This window comes from Microcystis aeruginosa LEGE 91341, assembly GCF_015206885.1.
In the GTDB taxonomy this organism is placed as follows: domain Bacteria; phylum Cyanobacteriota; class Cyanobacteriia; order Cyanobacteriales; family Microcystaceae; genus Microcystis; species Microcystis aeruginosa_H.
Genome location: NZ_JADEXY010000050.1, coordinates 1 through 15,950 on the forward strand (window position 1 = coordinate 1; position 15,950 = coordinate 15,950).

The 15,950-nt window shown below is 43.5% G+C and carries 23 protein-coding genes; 11 read left to right on the plus strand and 12 right to left on the minus strand.

Going from position 1 to position 15,950, the window contains the following annotated elements; genetic code table 11:
- Positions 1 to 177: 177 nt before the first annotated feature.
- From cobD to IQ234_RS21605, 3 genes are all read right to left on the minus strand, one after another.
- Positions 178 to 1,233, minus strand: coding sequence for a threonine-phosphate decarboxylase CobD (gene cobD, locus IQ234_RS09690; RefSeq protein WP_193956938.1), 1,056 nt, complete (start codon positions 1,231 to 1,233; stop codon positions 178 to 180).
- A gap of 31 nt (positions 1,234 to 1,264) precedes the next feature.
- The gene (locus IQ234_RS09695; protein ID WP_002739253.1) at positions 1,265 to 1,549 is read right to left on the minus strand and encodes an HU family DNA-binding protein; all 285 of its coding nucleotides are present in this window, start codon (positions 1,547 to 1,549) and stop codon (positions 1,265 to 1,267) included.
- Between the two features lie 287 nt (positions 1,550 to 1,836).
- The gene (locus IQ234_RS21605; RefSeq protein WP_002801323.1) at positions 1,837 to 1,959 is read right to left on the minus strand and encodes a hypothetical protein; all 123 of its coding nucleotides are present in this window, start codon (positions 1,957 to 1,959) and stop codon (positions 1,837 to 1,839) included.
- 139 nt (positions 1,960 to 2,098) lie between these two features.
- On the opposite strand from IQ234_RS21605, the gene IQ234_RS09705 reads away from it, so the two are divergent.
- Entirely contained in the window at positions 2,099 to 2,584 is a 486-nt protein-coding gene (locus IQ234_RS09705; RefSeq protein WP_193956960.1) for a DUF4168 domain-containing protein, read from the plus strand.
- Positions 2,585 to 2,660: 76 nt separating this feature from the next.
- Positions 2,661 to 3,137: an urease accessory protein UreE gene (gene ureE / locus IQ234_RS09710; RefSeq protein WP_193956939.1), complete on the plus strand. Its 477-nt coding sequence runs from the start codon at positions 2,661 to 2,663 to the stop codon at positions 3,135 to 3,137.
- A gap of 481 nt (positions 3,138 to 3,618) precedes the next feature.
- Here the strand turns inward: ureE and IQ234_RS09715 are convergent, their stop codons facing one another.
- The gene (locus IQ234_RS09715; protein ID WP_193956940.1) at positions 3,619 to 4,266 is read right to left on the minus strand and encodes a Uma2 family endonuclease; all 648 of its coding nucleotides are present in this window, start codon (positions 4,264 to 4,266) and stop codon (positions 3,619 to 3,621) included.
- 241 nt (positions 4,267 to 4,507) lie between these two features.
- On the opposite strand from IQ234_RS09715, the gene IQ234_RS09720 reads away from it, so the two are divergent.
- Positions 4,508 to 4,789 (plus strand): hypothetical protein, encoded by a 282-nt coding sequence (locus IQ234_RS09720; RefSeq protein ID WP_193956941.1) that lies wholly within the window; start codon positions 4,508 to 4,510, stop codon positions 4,787 to 4,789.
- Between the two features lie 23 nt (positions 4,790 to 4,812).
- Here IQ234_RS09720 and IQ234_RS09725 read toward each other — a convergent pair whose 3' ends face one another.
- Positions 4,813 to 5,793, minus strand: a complete 981-nt coding sequence (locus IQ234_RS09725; RefSeq protein WP_193956942.1) for an aspartate carbamoyltransferase catalytic subunit — start codon at positions 5,791 to 5,793, stop codon at positions 4,813 to 4,815.
- 83 nt (positions 5,794 to 5,876) lie between these two features.
- On the opposite strand from IQ234_RS09725, the gene IQ234_RS09730 reads away from it, so the two are divergent.
- The 3 genes from IQ234_RS09730 (at position 5,877) to IQ234_RS09740 (ending at position 8,551) form a co-directional block, all read left to right on the plus strand.
- Positions 5,877 to 6,506 carry a GUN4 domain-containing protein gene (locus IQ234_RS09730; protein WP_193956943.1) on the plus strand — a complete coding sequence of 210 codons (630 nt, stop codon included), beginning with the start codon at positions 5,877 to 5,879 and terminating at the stop codon, positions 6,504 to 6,506.
- An 87-nt stretch (positions 6,507 to 6,593) separates the two neighbouring features.
- The gene (locus IQ234_RS09735; RefSeq protein WP_193956944.1) at positions 6,594 to 8,051 is read left to right on the plus strand and encodes an efflux RND transporter periplasmic adaptor subunit; all 1,458 of its coding nucleotides are present in this window, start codon (positions 6,594 to 6,596) and stop codon (positions 8,049 to 8,051) included.
- Between the two features lie 5 nt (positions 8,052 to 8,056).
- Positions 8,057 to 8,551, plus strand: a complete 495-nt coding sequence (locus tag IQ234_RS09740; RefSeq protein ID WP_193956945.1) for an ureidoglycolate lyase — start codon at positions 8,057 to 8,059, stop codon at positions 8,549 to 8,551.
- Between the two features lie 12 nt (positions 8,552 to 8,563).
- Here the strand turns inward: IQ234_RS09740 and IQ234_RS09745 are convergent, their stop codons facing one another.
- The 5 genes from IQ234_RS09745 to IQ234_RS09765 all read right to left on the minus strand — a co-directional run bounded on the left by IQ234_RS09745 (position 8,564) and on the right by IQ234_RS09765 (position 11,804).
- Entirely contained in the window at positions 8,564 to 8,716 is a 153-nt protein-coding gene (locus IQ234_RS09745; protein WP_185240789.1) for a hypothetical protein, read from the minus strand.
- Positions 8,703 to 9,581, minus strand: a complete 879-nt coding sequence (locus tag IQ234_RS09750; protein WP_193956946.1) for an SDR family oxidoreductase — start codon at positions 9,579 to 9,581, stop codon at positions 8,703 to 8,705. The genes IQ234_RS09745 and IQ234_RS09750 overlap by 14 nt, the downstream gene beginning before the upstream one ends.
- Positions 9,582 to 9,584: 3 nt before the next feature.
- Positions 9,585 to 9,893, minus strand: coding sequence for a hypothetical protein (locus IQ234_RS09755; RefSeq protein ID WP_002737657.1), 309 nt, complete (start codon positions 9,891 to 9,893; stop codon positions 9,585 to 9,587).
- A gap of 174 nt (positions 9,894 to 10,067) precedes the next feature.
- The gene (locus IQ234_RS09760) at positions 10,068 to 11,129 is read right to left on the minus strand and encodes an ABC transporter permease (RefSeq protein WP_193956947.1); all 1,062 of its coding nucleotides are present in this window, start codon (positions 11,127 to 11,129) and stop codon (positions 10,068 to 10,070) included.
- A gap of 156 nt (positions 11,130 to 11,285) precedes the next feature.
- Positions 11,286 to 11,804 (minus strand): adenine phosphoribosyltransferase, encoded by a 519-nt coding sequence (locus tag IQ234_RS09765; protein WP_002742074.1) that lies wholly within the window; start codon positions 11,802 to 11,804, stop codon positions 11,286 to 11,288.
- A gap of 98 nt (positions 11,805 to 11,902) precedes the next feature.
- Here IQ234_RS09765 and IQ234_RS09770 point away from each other — a divergent pair, with 98 nt between their 5' ends.
- On the plus strand, positions 11,903 to 12,529 hold the full coding sequence (locus tag IQ234_RS09770; protein ID WP_193956948.1) for a DUF3038 domain-containing protein: 627 nt from the start codon (positions 11,903 to 11,905) through the stop codon (positions 12,527 to 12,529).
- A gap of 2 nt (positions 12,530 to 12,531) precedes the next feature.
- Positions 12,532 to 13,185 carry a DUF4335 domain-containing protein gene (locus IQ234_RS09775; RefSeq protein ID WP_002768934.1) on the plus strand — a complete coding sequence of 218 codons (654 nt, stop codon included), beginning with the start codon at positions 12,532 to 12,534 and terminating at the stop codon, positions 13,183 to 13,185.
- 10 nt (positions 13,186 to 13,195) lie between these two features.
- On the opposite strand, the gene IQ234_RS09780 is transcribed toward IQ234_RS09775, so the two are convergent.
- Complete coding sequence (locus IQ234_RS09780) at positions 13,196 to 13,504, minus strand: HigA family addiction module antitoxin (protein ID WP_130757539.1); 309 nt, start codon at positions 13,502 to 13,504, stop codon at positions 13,196 to 13,198.
- A gap of 275 nt (positions 13,505 to 13,779) precedes the next feature.
- Between IQ234_RS09780 and speD the strand changes: the two genes are divergently transcribed.
- From speD to IQ234_RS09795, 3 genes are all read left to right on the plus strand, one after another.
- On the plus strand, positions 13,780 to 14,187 hold the full coding sequence (gene speD / locus IQ234_RS09785) for an adenosylmethionine decarboxylase (RefSeq protein ID WP_002735723.1): 408 nt from the start codon (positions 13,780 to 13,782) through the stop codon (positions 14,185 to 14,187).
- A gap of 59 nt (positions 14,188 to 14,246) precedes the next feature.
- Positions 14,247 to 14,552, plus strand: a complete 306-nt coding sequence (locus IQ234_RS09790) for a DUF6464 family protein (RefSeq protein WP_193956949.1) — start codon at positions 14,247 to 14,249, stop codon at positions 14,550 to 14,552.
- 78 nt (positions 14,553 to 14,630) lie between these two features.
- The gene (locus IQ234_RS09795) at positions 14,631 to 15,143 is read left to right on the plus strand and encodes a L,D-transpeptidase (RefSeq protein ID WP_193956950.1); all 513 of its coding nucleotides are present in this window, start codon (positions 14,631 to 14,633) and stop codon (positions 15,141 to 15,143) included.
- On the opposite strand, the gene IQ234_RS09800 is transcribed toward IQ234_RS09795, so the two are convergent.
- Positions 15,105 to 15,755, minus strand: a complete 651-nt coding sequence (locus IQ234_RS09800) for a TIGR04282 family arsenosugar biosynthesis glycosyltransferase (RefSeq protein ID WP_193956951.1) — start codon at positions 15,753 to 15,755, stop codon at positions 15,105 to 15,107. The genes IQ234_RS09795 and IQ234_RS09800 overlap by 39 nt on opposite strands.
- Positions 15,756 to 15,950 lie beyond the last annotated feature (195 nt).

Below are 15,950 nucleotides of genomic sequence, written 5' to 3' on the forward strand. Positions count from 1 at the left end.
GAAGTGGGGAGCGGGAATTATGAATTATGAATTATGAATTATGAAGTGGGGAGAAGGGAGATGGGAGTGGGGGAGAAGGGAGCAGGGAAAACAAATAAAAATAGTCTCCTGTCTCCTGTCTCCTGTCTCCTGACTCGGAGACTCCTAACCCCACCAACAAACTTTTTGCCGCAAACCCTACTTATCAGACGCAGCTAAAATACTCTCTAAAGCCGATAATAATCGTTGATTTTCTGCTGGTAAACGGACAGCGACCCGAAAATAATTGCTGCCCAATTCGGGGAAACTGAGACAATCGCGGATGAAAATTCGATGATATTTTAATAAAGCTTCCTGTAGCGGTAAACAGGAAGATTGAGATTGTACTAAGAGGAAGTTAGCGGCACTGGTTTGGGGTTGTAATTGCGGAAAATTAGCTAATCCCCGCCATAAATCCTCGCGGGCTGCTGTTAACCAGTCCCAGGTTTGTTGTTGAAAATCCCTATCTTCAATTGCCGCAATAGCGGCAACCACAGCCAAGTTATTCACCGACCAAGGATCGCGCCATCTTTGCCATTGTAACAGGCGATCGGGATGAGCGAGGACGTATCCTAGACGTAAACCGGGGAGACTGTAAAATTTAGTTAGGGAACGCAAAATCACGAGATTAGGATATTCCGGCAACAGAGATATTAAACTCTCCTGTTGTGGCGGGGGTAAAAAATCCATAAAAGCTTCATCCACTACCACCAAACCAAATTGCGATAGATAGGGACGAATGGCCGCCACCGTCCAGAGTTTCCCTGTGGGATTGTGGGGATTATTAAGTAATAAGCCTTGTTTTTTGGGATTAACCGGCTTTAAACTGGTTAAATCGAGGGAATGTTGGCAGATTTTCCCACCAAAACTTTTTAAAGCCCGTTCGTAATCATTAAAAGCGGGTGTTAGTACATAAACACTATCAAATGAGGCCAATTCCCGACCGGCCCAGGTTAATAACTCAGCCGCACCATTGCCGGGGAGAATCCAATCTGGGCCAATATTGTGCCATTGACCGAGGGCAGAACGCAACTGCCAATACTGGGGGTCAGGATAACGAGTCAGACTGGTCAAATGGCTTTTAATAGCGGTTAGGGCGCTTTCCGGCGGACCGAGGGGGTTGATACTGGCAGAAAAATCGAGAATAGAGGAAACCGGACAGCCGGCAATGGCGGCCGCCCAGTCAAGATTACCACCATGTTTAGGTCTAGGCAAAAGACTTACAGCGAACAAAACTCAACAGTAATTATTCCTTATCCGGAGCCACTCTGTCTTTAAACAGTTTACCCGCCGAGAAAGCCGGGACGCGAGTGGCTGGAATCTCCATCTTATCGCCGGTTTTTGGGTTGCGTCCTTCCCGGGCCTGACGTTCCCGGGCCTCGAAGGAACCGAATCCTACTAGGGTTACTTTGTCCCCCTCAGAAACCGCATCGATAATGGTTTCGATGGCGGCAGTGAGAACAGCATCTGCTTGTTTTTTGGTGACAGAGGCTTTGAGAGCGATTTGATCGATTAATTCACCTTTATTCATGCGCTAACTCCTTTTTTTGCGGTTTTTCTGAGTTTAGGGTGGTTGTCAGTAGTTTATTATGGTTCCCCTGTTGAGGACTCGCCAGGATCGAGATCACTAAATAATGCCTCAAATCCTCATTGGCTATATATTCCACTGCATTATTCTAAGCGGGAATTGTCTCGATCGGAATCGCTGAAACCTTTAATTTATCTAGATTTCCCCCCGATTCCCCAGCAATGGGAGAAACAAAAGGGAATAAGCGAGAGATTAACAGCGAGATAAGCTAATAAAAAGAGATTAGCAAGCTAAATTGCCGATAAATATTCTCTAAAAGCGATAGGCATCCTAACTTCCCAAAAATCGTTCATCGGTTCTCTCCAAGATTTTTGACTAATTTTGCCACCAAAAACGTTAAAAAAGTTTACCAAAGCAATTTCTGCCTAAAAATTAAGGTTCGGGCCCAGGAGATATTGGCTAGAATTGGAACTTATGATCGTTAAAAATATTCAAAAAAGCAGGATTTAACTGGAAAGTTTGCTATCATTATCTATTCAGCGACAAACTCGCATGGTGATTTACTGCTATCCCCTAGCCGATCTAGGTCAAAGCTTAAGACGTTCTTTTATCGTGACTTTTTTGGCAGTAATCGCCATTCTTGGCGGTCTGATCCCCGAATTTTCTTGGACGACGGAGGTAGTTAGTTTCCGGTCTTCCGCTTATACTCAAGATTTTACGGCTGACCAAATTAAACGTTATGCAACCGCAGTTTTGTTGATCGAAACCCAAAGAAAACAAGCTTATCAGGCAATTTCGCAAATTTTAGGCAAAATTCCCCCAGCAATCACCTGTAACCAACGGGAAAGCTTTAATAATCTTCCCGCTAATGCCCAAAGAATTGCCGTCGATTATTGTAATAACTCAAAAAAGATTGTCGAAGATAGTGGTCTGACTGCCGCTCAGTTTAACACCATTACTAACCGGATTAGTAGCGATGATAACTTGAGACGACAGGTGCGAAATGAGATGATTCGTCTGCAGCGGGAAAATAACTAGAAAAAGTTCCTCAGTTTTTCGGGTCAAGTTGGAGTCAGGGCTACAATAAGAATGTTTTTTCCGATTGACCAATATCATGTTAACTTTTACCGAGCGCTTACCCCCCCGTCATACCGCTAGTCCACCTCCCCCAGAAACGGTACTTTTTAGCCTCCTGCTTACGGCCGAAGAACGCACCCGCAGCCGTTATCGTCTCGACAGTCCCGAAGGTTTTTCCCTCTGTTTTCGTTTACCTCGCGGCACCATTCTACAGGATCGCGATTTCCTACGGGGAGAAAACGGCGAAATTGTTCAAATTATCGCTAAACCCGAACCAGTTATCACTATTACCGCCCCTTCAACGGATTTACTCCTCAAAGCCGCCTATCACCTGGGTAATCGTCATGTAGCCCTAGAAATTAACCCCGATTATCTGCGTCTGGCCCCCGATTCTGTCCTACAAGCAATGTTAGAAGGTTTGGGATTAACTGTAACTGAAGAAATCGCCCCCTTTAACCCCGAAATCGGCGCTTATCAGCATTATCATGACCTGGAAGAGGCAAAAAAGGGATAGTTAGCTAATCTTGCCCAATGCCCTTTCTGATTTAGAGTAAGCAAAAATCAAACTCGGTTTCGACTTACCTCTTTTCATACCATAAATTGTAGTTTTTGGGCATTATCTTAACAAAATTTAACTGACAAGAAAACAGTAACTTTTTAACAGCCTCTACGGGATATTTTCTTAATCAAGAGGCTCTCATTCTGCTAATTTCTAGAATTTTAATCGGCCTCGGTGAATTGATTAATCATCAAAGTAAAAATCGAACTACGAGGAATGAATAACCATGGTACTTTCAGAACTAGCACCAACGGCTGTACCTCTGTCCTGTCTGATTTATCCACACCCACTGAGGTTAAAAAATTCCCTGCTCAAAACAATGATCTAATCTATTTTTGTGAACTAGATTCTAATAACAAACTGAATCATTGAACCGCAAGAAGTTTATACAACTCTCGACGGACGAATTTATCTTAGTCGAAAATGTTAGGATTTTTCAACTATTATCTATATTTTCCGTCAGCCAATTTTTAAAGTTTCTAATGGCTTCACTTCTCCCCAGTTGTTGACTTTGTTTAACAAATTGATTAATTAATTCAATAATCGGGATATGAGGAAAATTGGGACTGCTTAAAGACTCAATATATTCTCCTTCTTGTAATAAATTAATCTGTAGGCCACTTTGAGTATAACGCCACAGTTCGGGAACACCTAACTGTCGATAATTATCTAAATAGGTACGGGAAGTAATATCAATTTCTAGGACTAAATCGGGGGGGGGATCACTTTCTAAATTAAGTCTATTTTTGCCAATAACGGCCTGATAGTTTTTAATATAAAAACAGGCATCAGGTTCAACCGCTTGATTCATCCGCTCGTTTTTAAATGTTGTTGATCCTAATGGTTCAAAATCAATATTGAGTACTTCTAACAAAAACTGAACCATATAACTAATGATTTCTTTATCTTTTTCATGTTCGGGTAAAGGTACCATAATTTCTAATATTCCGTTACTGTAGGATAACCGAGAAGCACGACTTTCTCCTAATTCTGATAATATTGTCTCAAATTTTTGCCAGTTAAGCTCTTTTAAAAGTAACTGTTGACCGGGATTGACGATAATTTGTTCTAAGGCTAATTGCATGGCTTTAGCTGAAAATGTTGATTTCTTAGTTTAATTATACCCTTCCCTTGAGAACGGAATTCGGTATCGGTCAAAGTTTCTAGAAAAGCCCCAGGGATAGCTTGAGTATTTATACTTATTGCCATCCAAGTATGCTTCCCCTAAGATATAGTTGATCGGTAATCGTGCCGAACTAATTACCGAAAATTTGGGTTTAAAACCCTTGGAATGATGTTTTTATTGTATTCAAGAAATTGAAAAAATGAAGACCAAATCGATCATAAGCTTACTATCCCTTAGCATTATAGGAATGTCAATCTATGCAGGTCAAGCTAATAGTAGTGATTATCGAGCTTTGACCCCGGAAGAGAAATCGCAGTTGACCGCTGCTTTGCTAAAACAGGGTTGTAGGAATCCTAAAGCGATGAAATTTGATGTTGAGACTAACCTATTTGAAGCAGAAGATGCTGTGTGTGAGGGAGGAAGAAAGTATGATATTTACCTTGATAGAAACTTTAGGATTGTTTCAATGAAACCAGACTAAAAGAGCAAATCCCTGAGAAGCTTTTACCGATCGCCGCGAAGATTACCGATCAGGTATAACAAAGCCATTCTGACAGCGACACCACTGGTAACTTGTTGGGAAATCAGACTAAAATCGGGATCATCCATTAAATCGGAACTAATTTCCACTCCCCGATTCACAGGACCTGGATGAAGTACCTTCACCCCCGGTTGACAGGATTGCAAACGAGGACGAGTAATGCCAAAACTTTGATGATATTCGCGTAAACTGGGCAAAAGATTGGCAGTCATTCGTTCTCTTTGCAGTCGCAGGGTCATCACAAAATCGGCCTTTTCTAAAGCTGGTTCTAAATCCCAGTGGAGAAATATGCGATCGCACAGTTCCCCAAAATATTTCGGCAGTAGGGTGGGGGGTGCGGACAGATGTACTTCCGCCCCTGCCGTAGTTAAACTCCAGATATTGGAACGAGCGACACGAGAATGGAGTATATCCCCGACAATAGCGATTTTTTTGCCCTCTAACAGTTCTAAACGGGGATTTTCGTCATCTAACAGACAACAGATCGTAAACAGGTCTAAAAGTCCCTGGGAGGGGTGTTCGTGTTGACCGTCCCCAGCATTAAGAATACTGACCCCCGACTGCAAACGATCCATTGCTGCGGCAATTAAATCGGGAACTCCCGACTGTTGATGTCGGATAACAAAAATATCCGTACCCATGGCCACATAGGTTAAAGCGGTATCGAGAATCGTTTCCCCTTTAGTCAAACTGGAACTACCCGGGGCAAAATTAAGAACATCGGCCGAAAGACGTTTCGCCGCTAGTTCAAAACTACTACGGGTGCGGGTGGAAGGTTCAAAAAAAAGATTTGTCACCACTTGTCCCTGTAGGGCCGGCACTTTCTTGGTACGTCGCGAAAGAACTTCACGAAAACTAGAGGCCGTTTGTAGCAGGGTTTGGTATTCTTCCGGTTGCCAGTCTTGCAATCCCAAAATGTGGTGTCGGATCCAAGTGAAAGCCATAGGAGTTAAGGAGGCGGTAAAAACGGCAAATTTCGTCTATGCTATTGTAGGATTTCTTTGCATCAGGTTAATAAATAGGGTTTATGAGAATTAATTTTTCCTTCTGTCAGATCACTCTTGCGATCGCCTTATTTCTCAATCCCTTGCCGGCGATCGTTGCCCAGACTGCCACCTCTGGGGAAATGGTATCACCGACCACGGGCATTAATTACACTCGCCTGAAAAATTTCCTCGCTCAACAAAATTGGCGACAAGCTAACGATGAAACCCGTAATTTAATGCTGAAAGCAACCGGACGGGAATTACAGGGCTGGTTTACCATGGAAGATCTGCAAAAATTGGCCTGTTGGGATCTGCAAAAGATGGATCAACTCTGGAAAGAAGCTTCTGGGGGCCGTTTTAGTTTCAGTACCCAATTTCGTATTTTTACCGAGACGGGTAATCGACCGGGGCGCTTAGTGGCGATCGAAAATTTTCAAACTTTTGGCGATCGCATCGGTTGGCGTAAAGGTGGTGATTGGATTATTTTTAAAGAAAATCTTAACTATACCCTCAATGCTCCCGTCGGTCATCTGCCAGCGCCCCGGGACGAATATCAGATCGCCGGTGGTCGCCTAGAATACACCACCCTCGCCCAAAGATTAGTTACCTGTAATATTGTTAGCTTGGATCAAAGACAAACAGCGATCACGGCGATCAATTCTGTAGAGTAAAATTTAAGGAAAAGCTTCTCTCCTCATCTTCCTCTTCCTTTTCCGATTTCCTAGCACTTTTTCCGCTAAAAACCCCTAAATTTAACAATGATTAAACGATCCGTTAACCTATCGAGAGCGATCGGTTCGTCGATCGCCGTTTCCCTAATTGTCGCTGGTTGCGCCCCCCAGGGCCCCCAGGCCACTGGACCTGCGGCTGTTCCCGTCAAACTGCAAACCCTCGGCACCGACAAATTAGTGCAAAGTAGCGAATTTGTGGGGACTTTGCTCGCCCAACAGCGTGTTAGCGTCTCCCCTCAGATTACCGGTCGGATTCGCTCTATTTTCGTTAAATCTGGCGATCAGGTAACTCAGGGACAAAAAATCGCCGAATTAGATCCCGAACAACAACAGCAACAGGTAAACGCTGGTATTGGCCAGGTAAATTCGGCCAAAGCGAACCTCAATGGGTCTGAGGCAGATTTACGGCAAAGACAAGCGCAAGCGGCCGCAAATAAAGCCCAAATAGCCCAGAATCGGGCAAATGTGGCCAATGCTGAAGCCAATGTTAAAAGTCAGATCGCCACGTTGAGCGCCGCCGAAGCTGATTTACAGAGAGCGAGAGCTAATTTAGATTTAGCGGAAAAAGACCTAAAAAGAGCCGAATTTCTGGTCAAACAAGGCGCACAGCCCCAACAGGACTTAGATAATCGCCGGCGCGACATTCAGGCCACCAGAGCGGAAGTAGAGGCCCAGTCCAAAAATCGTGATGCAGCCCGTCAACAGGTGACGGCGGCTAGAGCTACCCTACAGGCAAACAAAGAAGCATTAAATATCGCCATTCAAAACGAATTAGCCTCACAGCAACAGGTGGCGGCGGCGGCGGCAACAGTGAACAGTCGTCAAGCGGCAGTGGCCAGCGCTGAGGGACAATTAGGGGCGACGCGTCAGAATTTAGTTTTTAACACCATTACCGCCCCGATTGATGGTTTTGTCGGCGATTTTAATCAAAGAAAAGTCGGCGATATTATCTCCCTGGGTGAAGAATTAACCTCGTTGACTAATAATAAAACTTTGGAACTAAATGTGCAGATTCCCGTGGAATTACAACCTCGTCTGCGTGTCGGGTTGCCCGTGGAAATTATTAATCCCGATGGCAGTGCCGGGGTTCGCGGTCAAGTAACTTTTATTTCTCCCACCGTTTCCCAAGCTACCCAATCGGTTTTAGTCAAATTTGCCTTTACTAATGATGGCAGTCTTCGCAATAACCAATACGTGCGGACGCGGTTAATTTGGGATCAAAAACCGGGGGTATTAATTCCCACCACGGCAGTGACTAGCATCGGGGCGCAAAATTTTGTTTTTGTGGCCGAAAAAGAAAAGGCTAAAGAAGGTCAAGAAAATGCCAAGGAGCGTTTAGTGGTCAGACAAAAACCAATTCAAGTCGGCACGATTCAAGGGCAAGCTTATCAGGTTATTTCTGGAGTAAATGCCGGGGAAAGAATTGCTATTAATAATATTCTTTCTCTCCGAGATGGTACAGCGATAACTGTTAGTCAGCAGTAATTTTTATGAGTAATTCGATTACCGTTCGTCCCCTGTCAGCGCAACTAATTACCGCCGAGAGTTTCCGTCCCTACGGTCAATTAATAACCCCTAGCCATGATGGAAAAATGTTTGATGAAAGCGATGCACAACTGCATTTAAAAAACGGTGTGCCACGCTTTTATATTATGCGTTTACAGACTCGCGGACGTAAATTTAACCGAATTACTCGTCATAGTCAATGTACCCAATGTCTTGGTTCTTTGGGGGGACAAGAGTGGTTTTTAGGAGTGGCCCCCCCTAGTTCTCATCCTCAACCGGATTTAGAAAAATTAAAGGTTTTTCGCATCCCCGGCGACTGTTTTATTAAATTAGAGGTGGGAACTTGGCATGCTGGCCCACTTTTTGATCAACCAGTGATCGATTTTTATAATCTCGAATTGAGCGATACTAATATTGTCGATCATTTTACCTATAATTTTGCCCAAGAGCAGTCAATAGAATTCGAGATTGTTGATTGAAAAAAATATTTTTTACTTAACTTTTCGCAATCCTTTAGAAAGATAGGCAACGAAAAAAGCCAACACTCCTGTCATCCCTACCTCAAAATAATTGGTCATGAGAATAGCGGTTAAAAACAGGAGTAAGATGATTAATATAGTCCGCTTTTGTTCAGATAATTTCATCTCTAATTGCCTCTAATTCGGTTTTATTACTTAATGGTTGATAACCCAAAGAAAAAGCGAGAGAACTATCAAGAGAAACATCCTGCGGACGCGGTGCGCTCATGGGAACATCGCACTGTAAACAGGGTTTTATTTGTTCCCTAGGAAGGTTAAAAACTGCCGCCATTAGTAAACCAAATTGATAACGAGAAACTCTTTCTTTACCCCCCAGATGAATAATCCCTTGCACTTTTTCTAATGCCAAAAGTAACCCATTCACCGCACTATTAACCCCAACAGCCGTCCGATATTCATCGGTAAATAGAGATAATTCTTTTCCCTCTTGCAGGGTTTTTAAAAAGGGTTGTAGAAAACTATTAGCGCTGGGAGAAGGGGAACCAAACATCAAAGGCATTCGACAAATAGCTGCCCGAGGATATATTGCTAAAATACCCTTTTCTGCCGCTACTTTTTGCTCACCATAGACACTGACTGGAGAAACAGGATCATGTTCGGAATAGGGGGCATTTTTACCATCAAAAACTAAATCGGTAGAGGTAAAAACTAGGGGTATTTGATATTGACTACATAAACGGGCAATTTCTAGAGAAGCTGTCAGATTAATTGCCTCGGATTCTTGGGGAAATTCTTGACAGAGATTGGGTTTTGATTGGGCTGCCCCATGAATTACTGCGTCGGGTTTAATCTGTTGAAAAAGTTCTTTAACTGCGGCTAAGTCTGTTAAGTTAATTTTAATTAAATTTGGGTCATTACTATTGACATTATGATTAAGGTATGTACCGAAACTGGCCCAAGATGAGCGAGTTTTTTGGTAAATATGCCAACCTAAAAACCCACTAACTCCAGTGATTAACAGTCTTTTCATAGTTTAGAGATTAAATCCTTTTTCGTAGGCTAAAAACTGCACTTGTGGTTCCAAAGGTTCACTAACTAAACCAATTCCTGCAAATCCCCATCGCTGCATCAGTCCCTTTAATTGTGTTCCTGAGAGAGTTTCCACAGAAAAATTATTGGCTAAATCCTGAGCATGGGTGTTGATATAACTTAAAGCATCGTAGGATTCTTTAAACAGAAGCAGATAACTAGCTGGAGTTTCGCTTTCACCTTTTCTCAGACGCGCTACTAGGTATTGTCCGTCTTGTTTTGACCTGAGTAAATAATGAGTAGTTGCTAACATAGTTGGTTAAGTGAAAAGTGAAAAGGAAAAAAGGGGTTGGGGATTGGTTTTGGTGTTTTAGGGTTTGGTGTTTTAGGGTTTTAGTTGAAATTTCCCCCATCTCCCCATCTCCCCATCTCCCCACTGATAACTGATTACTGTTTACTGATAACTGATAAAATTTCCCCATTTCCCCTACTTTAAATCCTCCAATTTAATTCTAGGATCTACAGCTTTGAGAAGTAAATCAGCCAGAAGATTACCGATAATCAACATAGTAGCACCCATCATTAAACTGCCCATAACTAAATATAAATCTTTAGCCGTCACAGCTTGCAGAATTAAACGACCTAATCCAGGCCAGTTAAAGAAAAATTCGGCGATAAATGCCCCACTTAACAAACTAGAAAATTCAAAGCCCAAAAGAGTTATCAGGGGATTAATAGCATTGCGTAAAGCGTGGACATAGATAACTTTATTTTCTGGTAAACCTTTGGCCCTGGCGGTTTGAATATAATCCTGTCGCAGAACATCTAATAATTGTCCCCGCATCAATCTTTGTAATCCCGCAAAACTGGTAACTGTCAGGGCAATAGTTGGTAAAATCATGTGCCAAGCGATATCTAGAACTTTACCGATAGGGGAATATTCCGAATAGTTAATACTGGTCATATCACCCACCGGTAAAAGCGGCGAGACATTTTGGGCGAGAATTAGCAGTAAAAGAGCAGTGATAAAACTGGGAAAACCTTGACCAAGATAACTGATAACTCGGAAAAATTTATCGATAAATTGGTTTTGTTTGACGGCGCTGACAATGCCCAAGGGAATCGCAATCGCCCAGGTTAAAATGATGGAAGTTAAAGACATTAATAACGTCGCTGGAATTCTCTCTAATAATAGGGAAGACACGGGACGAAAATAGGTAAAACTCAGACCAAAATTAAACTGAGTTACCACTTGCCACAACCATTTAAAATACTGGACAATCGGCGGGTCTTTTAACCCAAAAAGGGCAATATATTGTTCTTTAGTTTCCTGACTAATCTTGGGATTAAGGTCAAGCAAAGCTAGAAAACCGCCGGGGGTTAATTGGATAATAGCGAAACTCAAAGCTGAGGCCAACAACAGAGTTAATAAACCCTGGAGAACACGCTTGACAATATATAAAAAAGTTTCGCTAGTTAGGAGAGATTGTAACCCATTAGCACTCGATCGAGCGTTTGCCGCCTTATAATTATCATCAGTCGCCGTCATAAGTAATCGTGCCAAGTTAATTTCCTAGTGGGGACTCCAATTCAGGAGACAGGAGATAAATAGTCGCGCAGAATTAATTGCCATTTTTGAGATAGGCACTCTTGCAAGAGTGTTAGCAAAATGTGTAATTAATTCTGCTTGGGTACTTAAAAAAACCTAATAATCGATGATGGTAATAATCGGTAAATCGGGTAATTTTTCCCGACCACCGAGGTCGATTAACTCGATGATAAAGGCAAATCCTAACACCTCACAACCAATTTTTTCTAATAAATCTGCCGTTGCTTTTGCCGTTCCTCCCGTCGCAATTAAATCATCGACAATTAAGACTTTATGATGGGATGCCACCGCGTCCTGATGAATTTCGAGGCTATCGCTTCCGTATTCCAAATCATACTCGATACTGTGAACAGCGGCGGGTAATTTGCCCGGTTTCCGGACAGGAATAAATCCCGCTTCTAATTGGTATGCTAAAGGAACACCAAAGAGAAAACCCCGGGATTCCATACCGACAATGTAATCGGGGGATAAACCGTAATCGCGACACTTTGCCGTTAGGGTATCGATCGTGTAACGTAATCCTTGGGGATGATTGAGTAGGGTAGTAATATCGCGGAAGACAATACCCGGTTTGGGAAAGTCGGGAATATCGCGAATCAGTGATTTCAGATCCATTCGGTTTCCGTGTCTCGTAAAATGGGGGACAGCTATCTATACAATACAATTTACAATATCCTGACTCGATCGCCCTTGTGTTTTAGTTCTCCTATATCATGACCTCTACTAGCCTAACGCCCGAATCTACAGCATCAGCCCCAGAAAACCCAGTTATTTTAAGCGTTTTACCCGATTTTCCGATTGCCAGTCAGCAATGCGCCCTACATCTCCAACAGCATATCGATTTAATGCTATTAGCGTTGGAATCCTTAGAAGTCGGTGCTGGGGAGGCCCTGTTAGCCCTCTCTAAAGAACTAGGACTCGATAAAATTGTCAGAAACCGGATTATTTTCTGGCGCTTACGCTGTACTAATCCCTGGCGAATTTCCTACACCCTCGACCGTCTCACCCTTGACCAAGCAAAAGCTTTAGTTATCATTGCCAGTTATCGGGCCAAACCCCTAGCTATATCCATCCGACAATTACTGTTAGCGCGGCAACAGATGGAGTCAAAAGGTTTACCCGTGGATAATAATTTTCTTTTATCAGAATACCTAGAACGATTTCGCTCCAATTTTCGCAGTCGCATGAACCCCCGTCGGGCGAAAGTATCGGTTTATCTAGCCGATGAAAATGCTTTAAATGAACTGGCTTTATCCCTCCTCGATCGGTTATTATTTTGTACTGGTACGACGGGAATGCAGCGGTTTTGGATTAGTTTATTTGATGGGGAGATCGTGTAAAGATGAGAAGACAGTATAGCTTGCCCAATTGTACCCTGATTCTCGATGGTTTCGGCGACGATTTCGCCCCAGCTAACCCCGGGGATAGCCGACCCTTACTCTCAATTTTGACTAACGTAGAATGTCGGTTAATCGGGGCCAATAAAGTCCTGCAAGGTGGTCGGGTTTTCTTGGAAAATTTAGTACAAGCGGTCAGTCAGTATGCCCAAGAATTTTTAAGCGGTGTTCGTCATCCCCAAGACCCCGTCCATGAACCAGATCATGTGTACCTAGAAAAGATTGACCAGAATCTCCATCGTCTGGTCTGGTATCCATCAACGGACTTGAATATCCCAGAAAGTCCGGTCAAGATAGAAATCAGTACCGTGCAGTTATTCGATTTAATAGAAGCGATTGACCAATTTTTTGCCGATACTCGCACTTTACCTGACCTAACCCTGAAATTACAGCCAGTTTCCCGTCGCTACCATAAGGTTAATGAATCGGTGGCCAGTCGAACAGTGCCTTTTTTGGCAGGATTAGGCAGTCTTGTCGCTTGCGCCCTACTTTTCTATCTGTTACCCGTCCCCCAAGTCCGTAAACCCGAAAATCCCCCCATTCCTGCCGCTTCTCCCAGTCCCACCGTCCCCACTAATCCTGTCCCCCCTCCTAGATAAAATTAGTCCCCTAAGCTACATCTGTAAATGGAGTGATGGGAATATGGTTATAAACCTCGGCATTCTTTGCCTGAGCTTGACGGAGATCGTAGTCTGTTTGAAGATTCAGCCAAAACTGAGGACTGTTACCAAAATATCGTGACAGACGCAAAGCTGTATCCGCAGTGATACTACGCTTACCGGCTAAAATCTCACCGATACGAGTTTGAGCTACGCTTAAATCTTTACTCAGTCTGTAGGGGGTAATATTGAGCGGTTCCAGAAAATCTAACTTGAGGATTTCACCGGGATGGATATTGGGCAAACGGTTGCTGTTCATCGCATTTAGCTAATTTTAGTGGTAGTCCACTCCACCACGCTCGAATCCTAACGCCTAACGATACTATTGTCAAGCAGACGTAAGCCTTCTCCCCACACCCCAATTCATAATTCATAATTCATAATTCCCATCTCCCCACACCCTTCTCCCCTACCCTGTCCCAGTTTTTAGAGAAAGTAACCGAGAAAAACCAGATCTTTTTTGCACAAGTTAGAAAAATTGTGTTATGCTAGTAAATCTGTGAAGGTTTTTCGATAGGGAGTATTGAAAAAAAAATGACCAAACTGGGAACCCATTTGATTGTCGATGCTTGGCAAGTACCTGCTGACCTCCTCAACGATCCCGAGCGCATTCGTCGCGCTATCCTCGATGGAATTACGGCAGGAGAAGCAACGCTGATCGATTTGTGTGTCCACCAGTTCAGTCCCCACGGAGTTACCGCGACGGCGACTTTAGCTGAATCTCATATCGCGATCCACACCTGGCCTGAACACGGCTATTTCGCCGCCGATTTATTCTTCTGTGGTGCCGGTAAACCCGTGGTTGCCATGGAAATTTTGACCAAATCCCTGCAAGCAGGTGAGATTAAAGTCCGGGAACTAACCAGAGGATTCCCCAGTTCTGGGGCAGTTTATGAAAGCAAAAAGGAAGAACCCCTCAAGTCTTCCCTGGTTATGGCCTAATTTTTAGGGCCGGCCTCGATAATAAGTTAGTATCACTGGCGATCGCCTAAACTGCAATCGTGATCAGGATAACCTTTGTTTTTATCCTCGCTCTCTTTCCCTCTCTGCTTAGTCTCTGGTTAATTAACCGATCCCAACAGAGATTAAGCAACCGTTTGAGAGGGATTCGCTATCGTCACGAATACAGCACGGTGATTGCCAGTGATTTTTTGTCAATCCCTCCAGGGACAGAAAATAAACCGGCCTTTATCGGTGATCTTAGTTGTCGTTTTAATGGCTATTCCCCCCATTTGCGTTGTGCGGTTAATCCCCCGGGTCCCTGTGAAGGTTGTCGGCAGTACGAAGCTAAAACTGGCACAGTATAAGCGGCTTGAGCTTCCAAAAAGTTCCCTGTTTGCTATCCTTAAAAATTATCGCTATCGCAATTGAGGAGTGTAGAAACAATGGCGTTCAAACGAAATTTGACCCTCTTAATCATCGGATTAGGATTAACTTGTTTACCCGTATATCCGGCCCAAGCTAACCAAATCAGCACCGTCACCCCCAATACGGCGGCCAATCAAACTCTCGCTACCCATCTGATCTTAAAACTGAAAGAGAGAAAAGTTTACGTTTATCAAGATAAGCAACTTTTAGCGCAATTTACCGTCGCCGTCGGCAAAAAAGGCTGGGAAACCCCCACCGGTAAATTTGAAGTGCGGGAATTAGTTCGCAATCCCGTCTGGAAAAGTCCCTGGACGGGAAAAGTCAGCGCTCCCGGTCCTAATAGTGCCCTAGGGGAAAGATGGATCGGTTTTTGGAGTGACGGCAAAAATTCCATCGGTTTTCACGGCACCCCCGCAGAAAATTCCCTCGGTAGCGCCGCTTCCCATGGTTGTGTGCGGATGCGGAATCGGGATGTGAAAGTGTTGTTTGATTTAGTCCGCATGGGAACCCCCGTCATCGTTCAACCTTAATTCCGGCAGGTATTTTTTTAAGATAGGCAGGTCTTCCGGGCGATCAATATCGGCTAATTTAGGCAGATAAGCGGTTTTTAAAGCCAGTTTAGCGGCGATTGTCTGGGTTTTTGCCAAGACTTCCCCCGTTCCCCAGGGAATACCGTCAAAAAGCTCTGGAAAGACCTGTTTTAAAGCAATTAGGTAGTATCCTCCATCTAACGCCGGCCCTAAAACCATATCGTGGGTTTTTAGGGCCTCAAAGGCTGCTAAAATCTGTTTTTCCCCGATTTCTGGACAATCTGTGCCAATAATAGCGATCGCTGTCATCCCTTGAGCAAAACCATCGGCAAAAGCATTGTGCATCTTTTCTCCTAAGTCTTTTCCCCGTTGAGAATGATAGGAATAATGCACACCTAACCAAGTACGCATTTTTTCCTCGCTGCCGCCATGGTAGTAAATAATCAGGGAGAGAAAATTCCTCAAACCCGCTAATTTACTGAGAGTATATTCGGCCAGTTTGCGGTGTAATTCTTCGGCTCCCTCGGCTGCCAAAGCTGGAATCATACGGGTTTTTACTTTCCCCAATTCCGGATAACGGGTAAAAATAATTAGTTGTTGTCTCCAGTCCACGAGTGATTGCGACGATGATATTAATTATTAGTTTTAGCCTACTGTCGATAGGATGCAAGAAAACCAATAAAACAGGCTTTATTGGCTTAGTATAGATTATTTTAGTTGGTTATTTAATTCTGTGTTGGGTTTCCTTAGGTCAATCCAACCGACAAGAGCGGCGATCGCTTAATTGAGTCGAAACCTTTTTCCTCG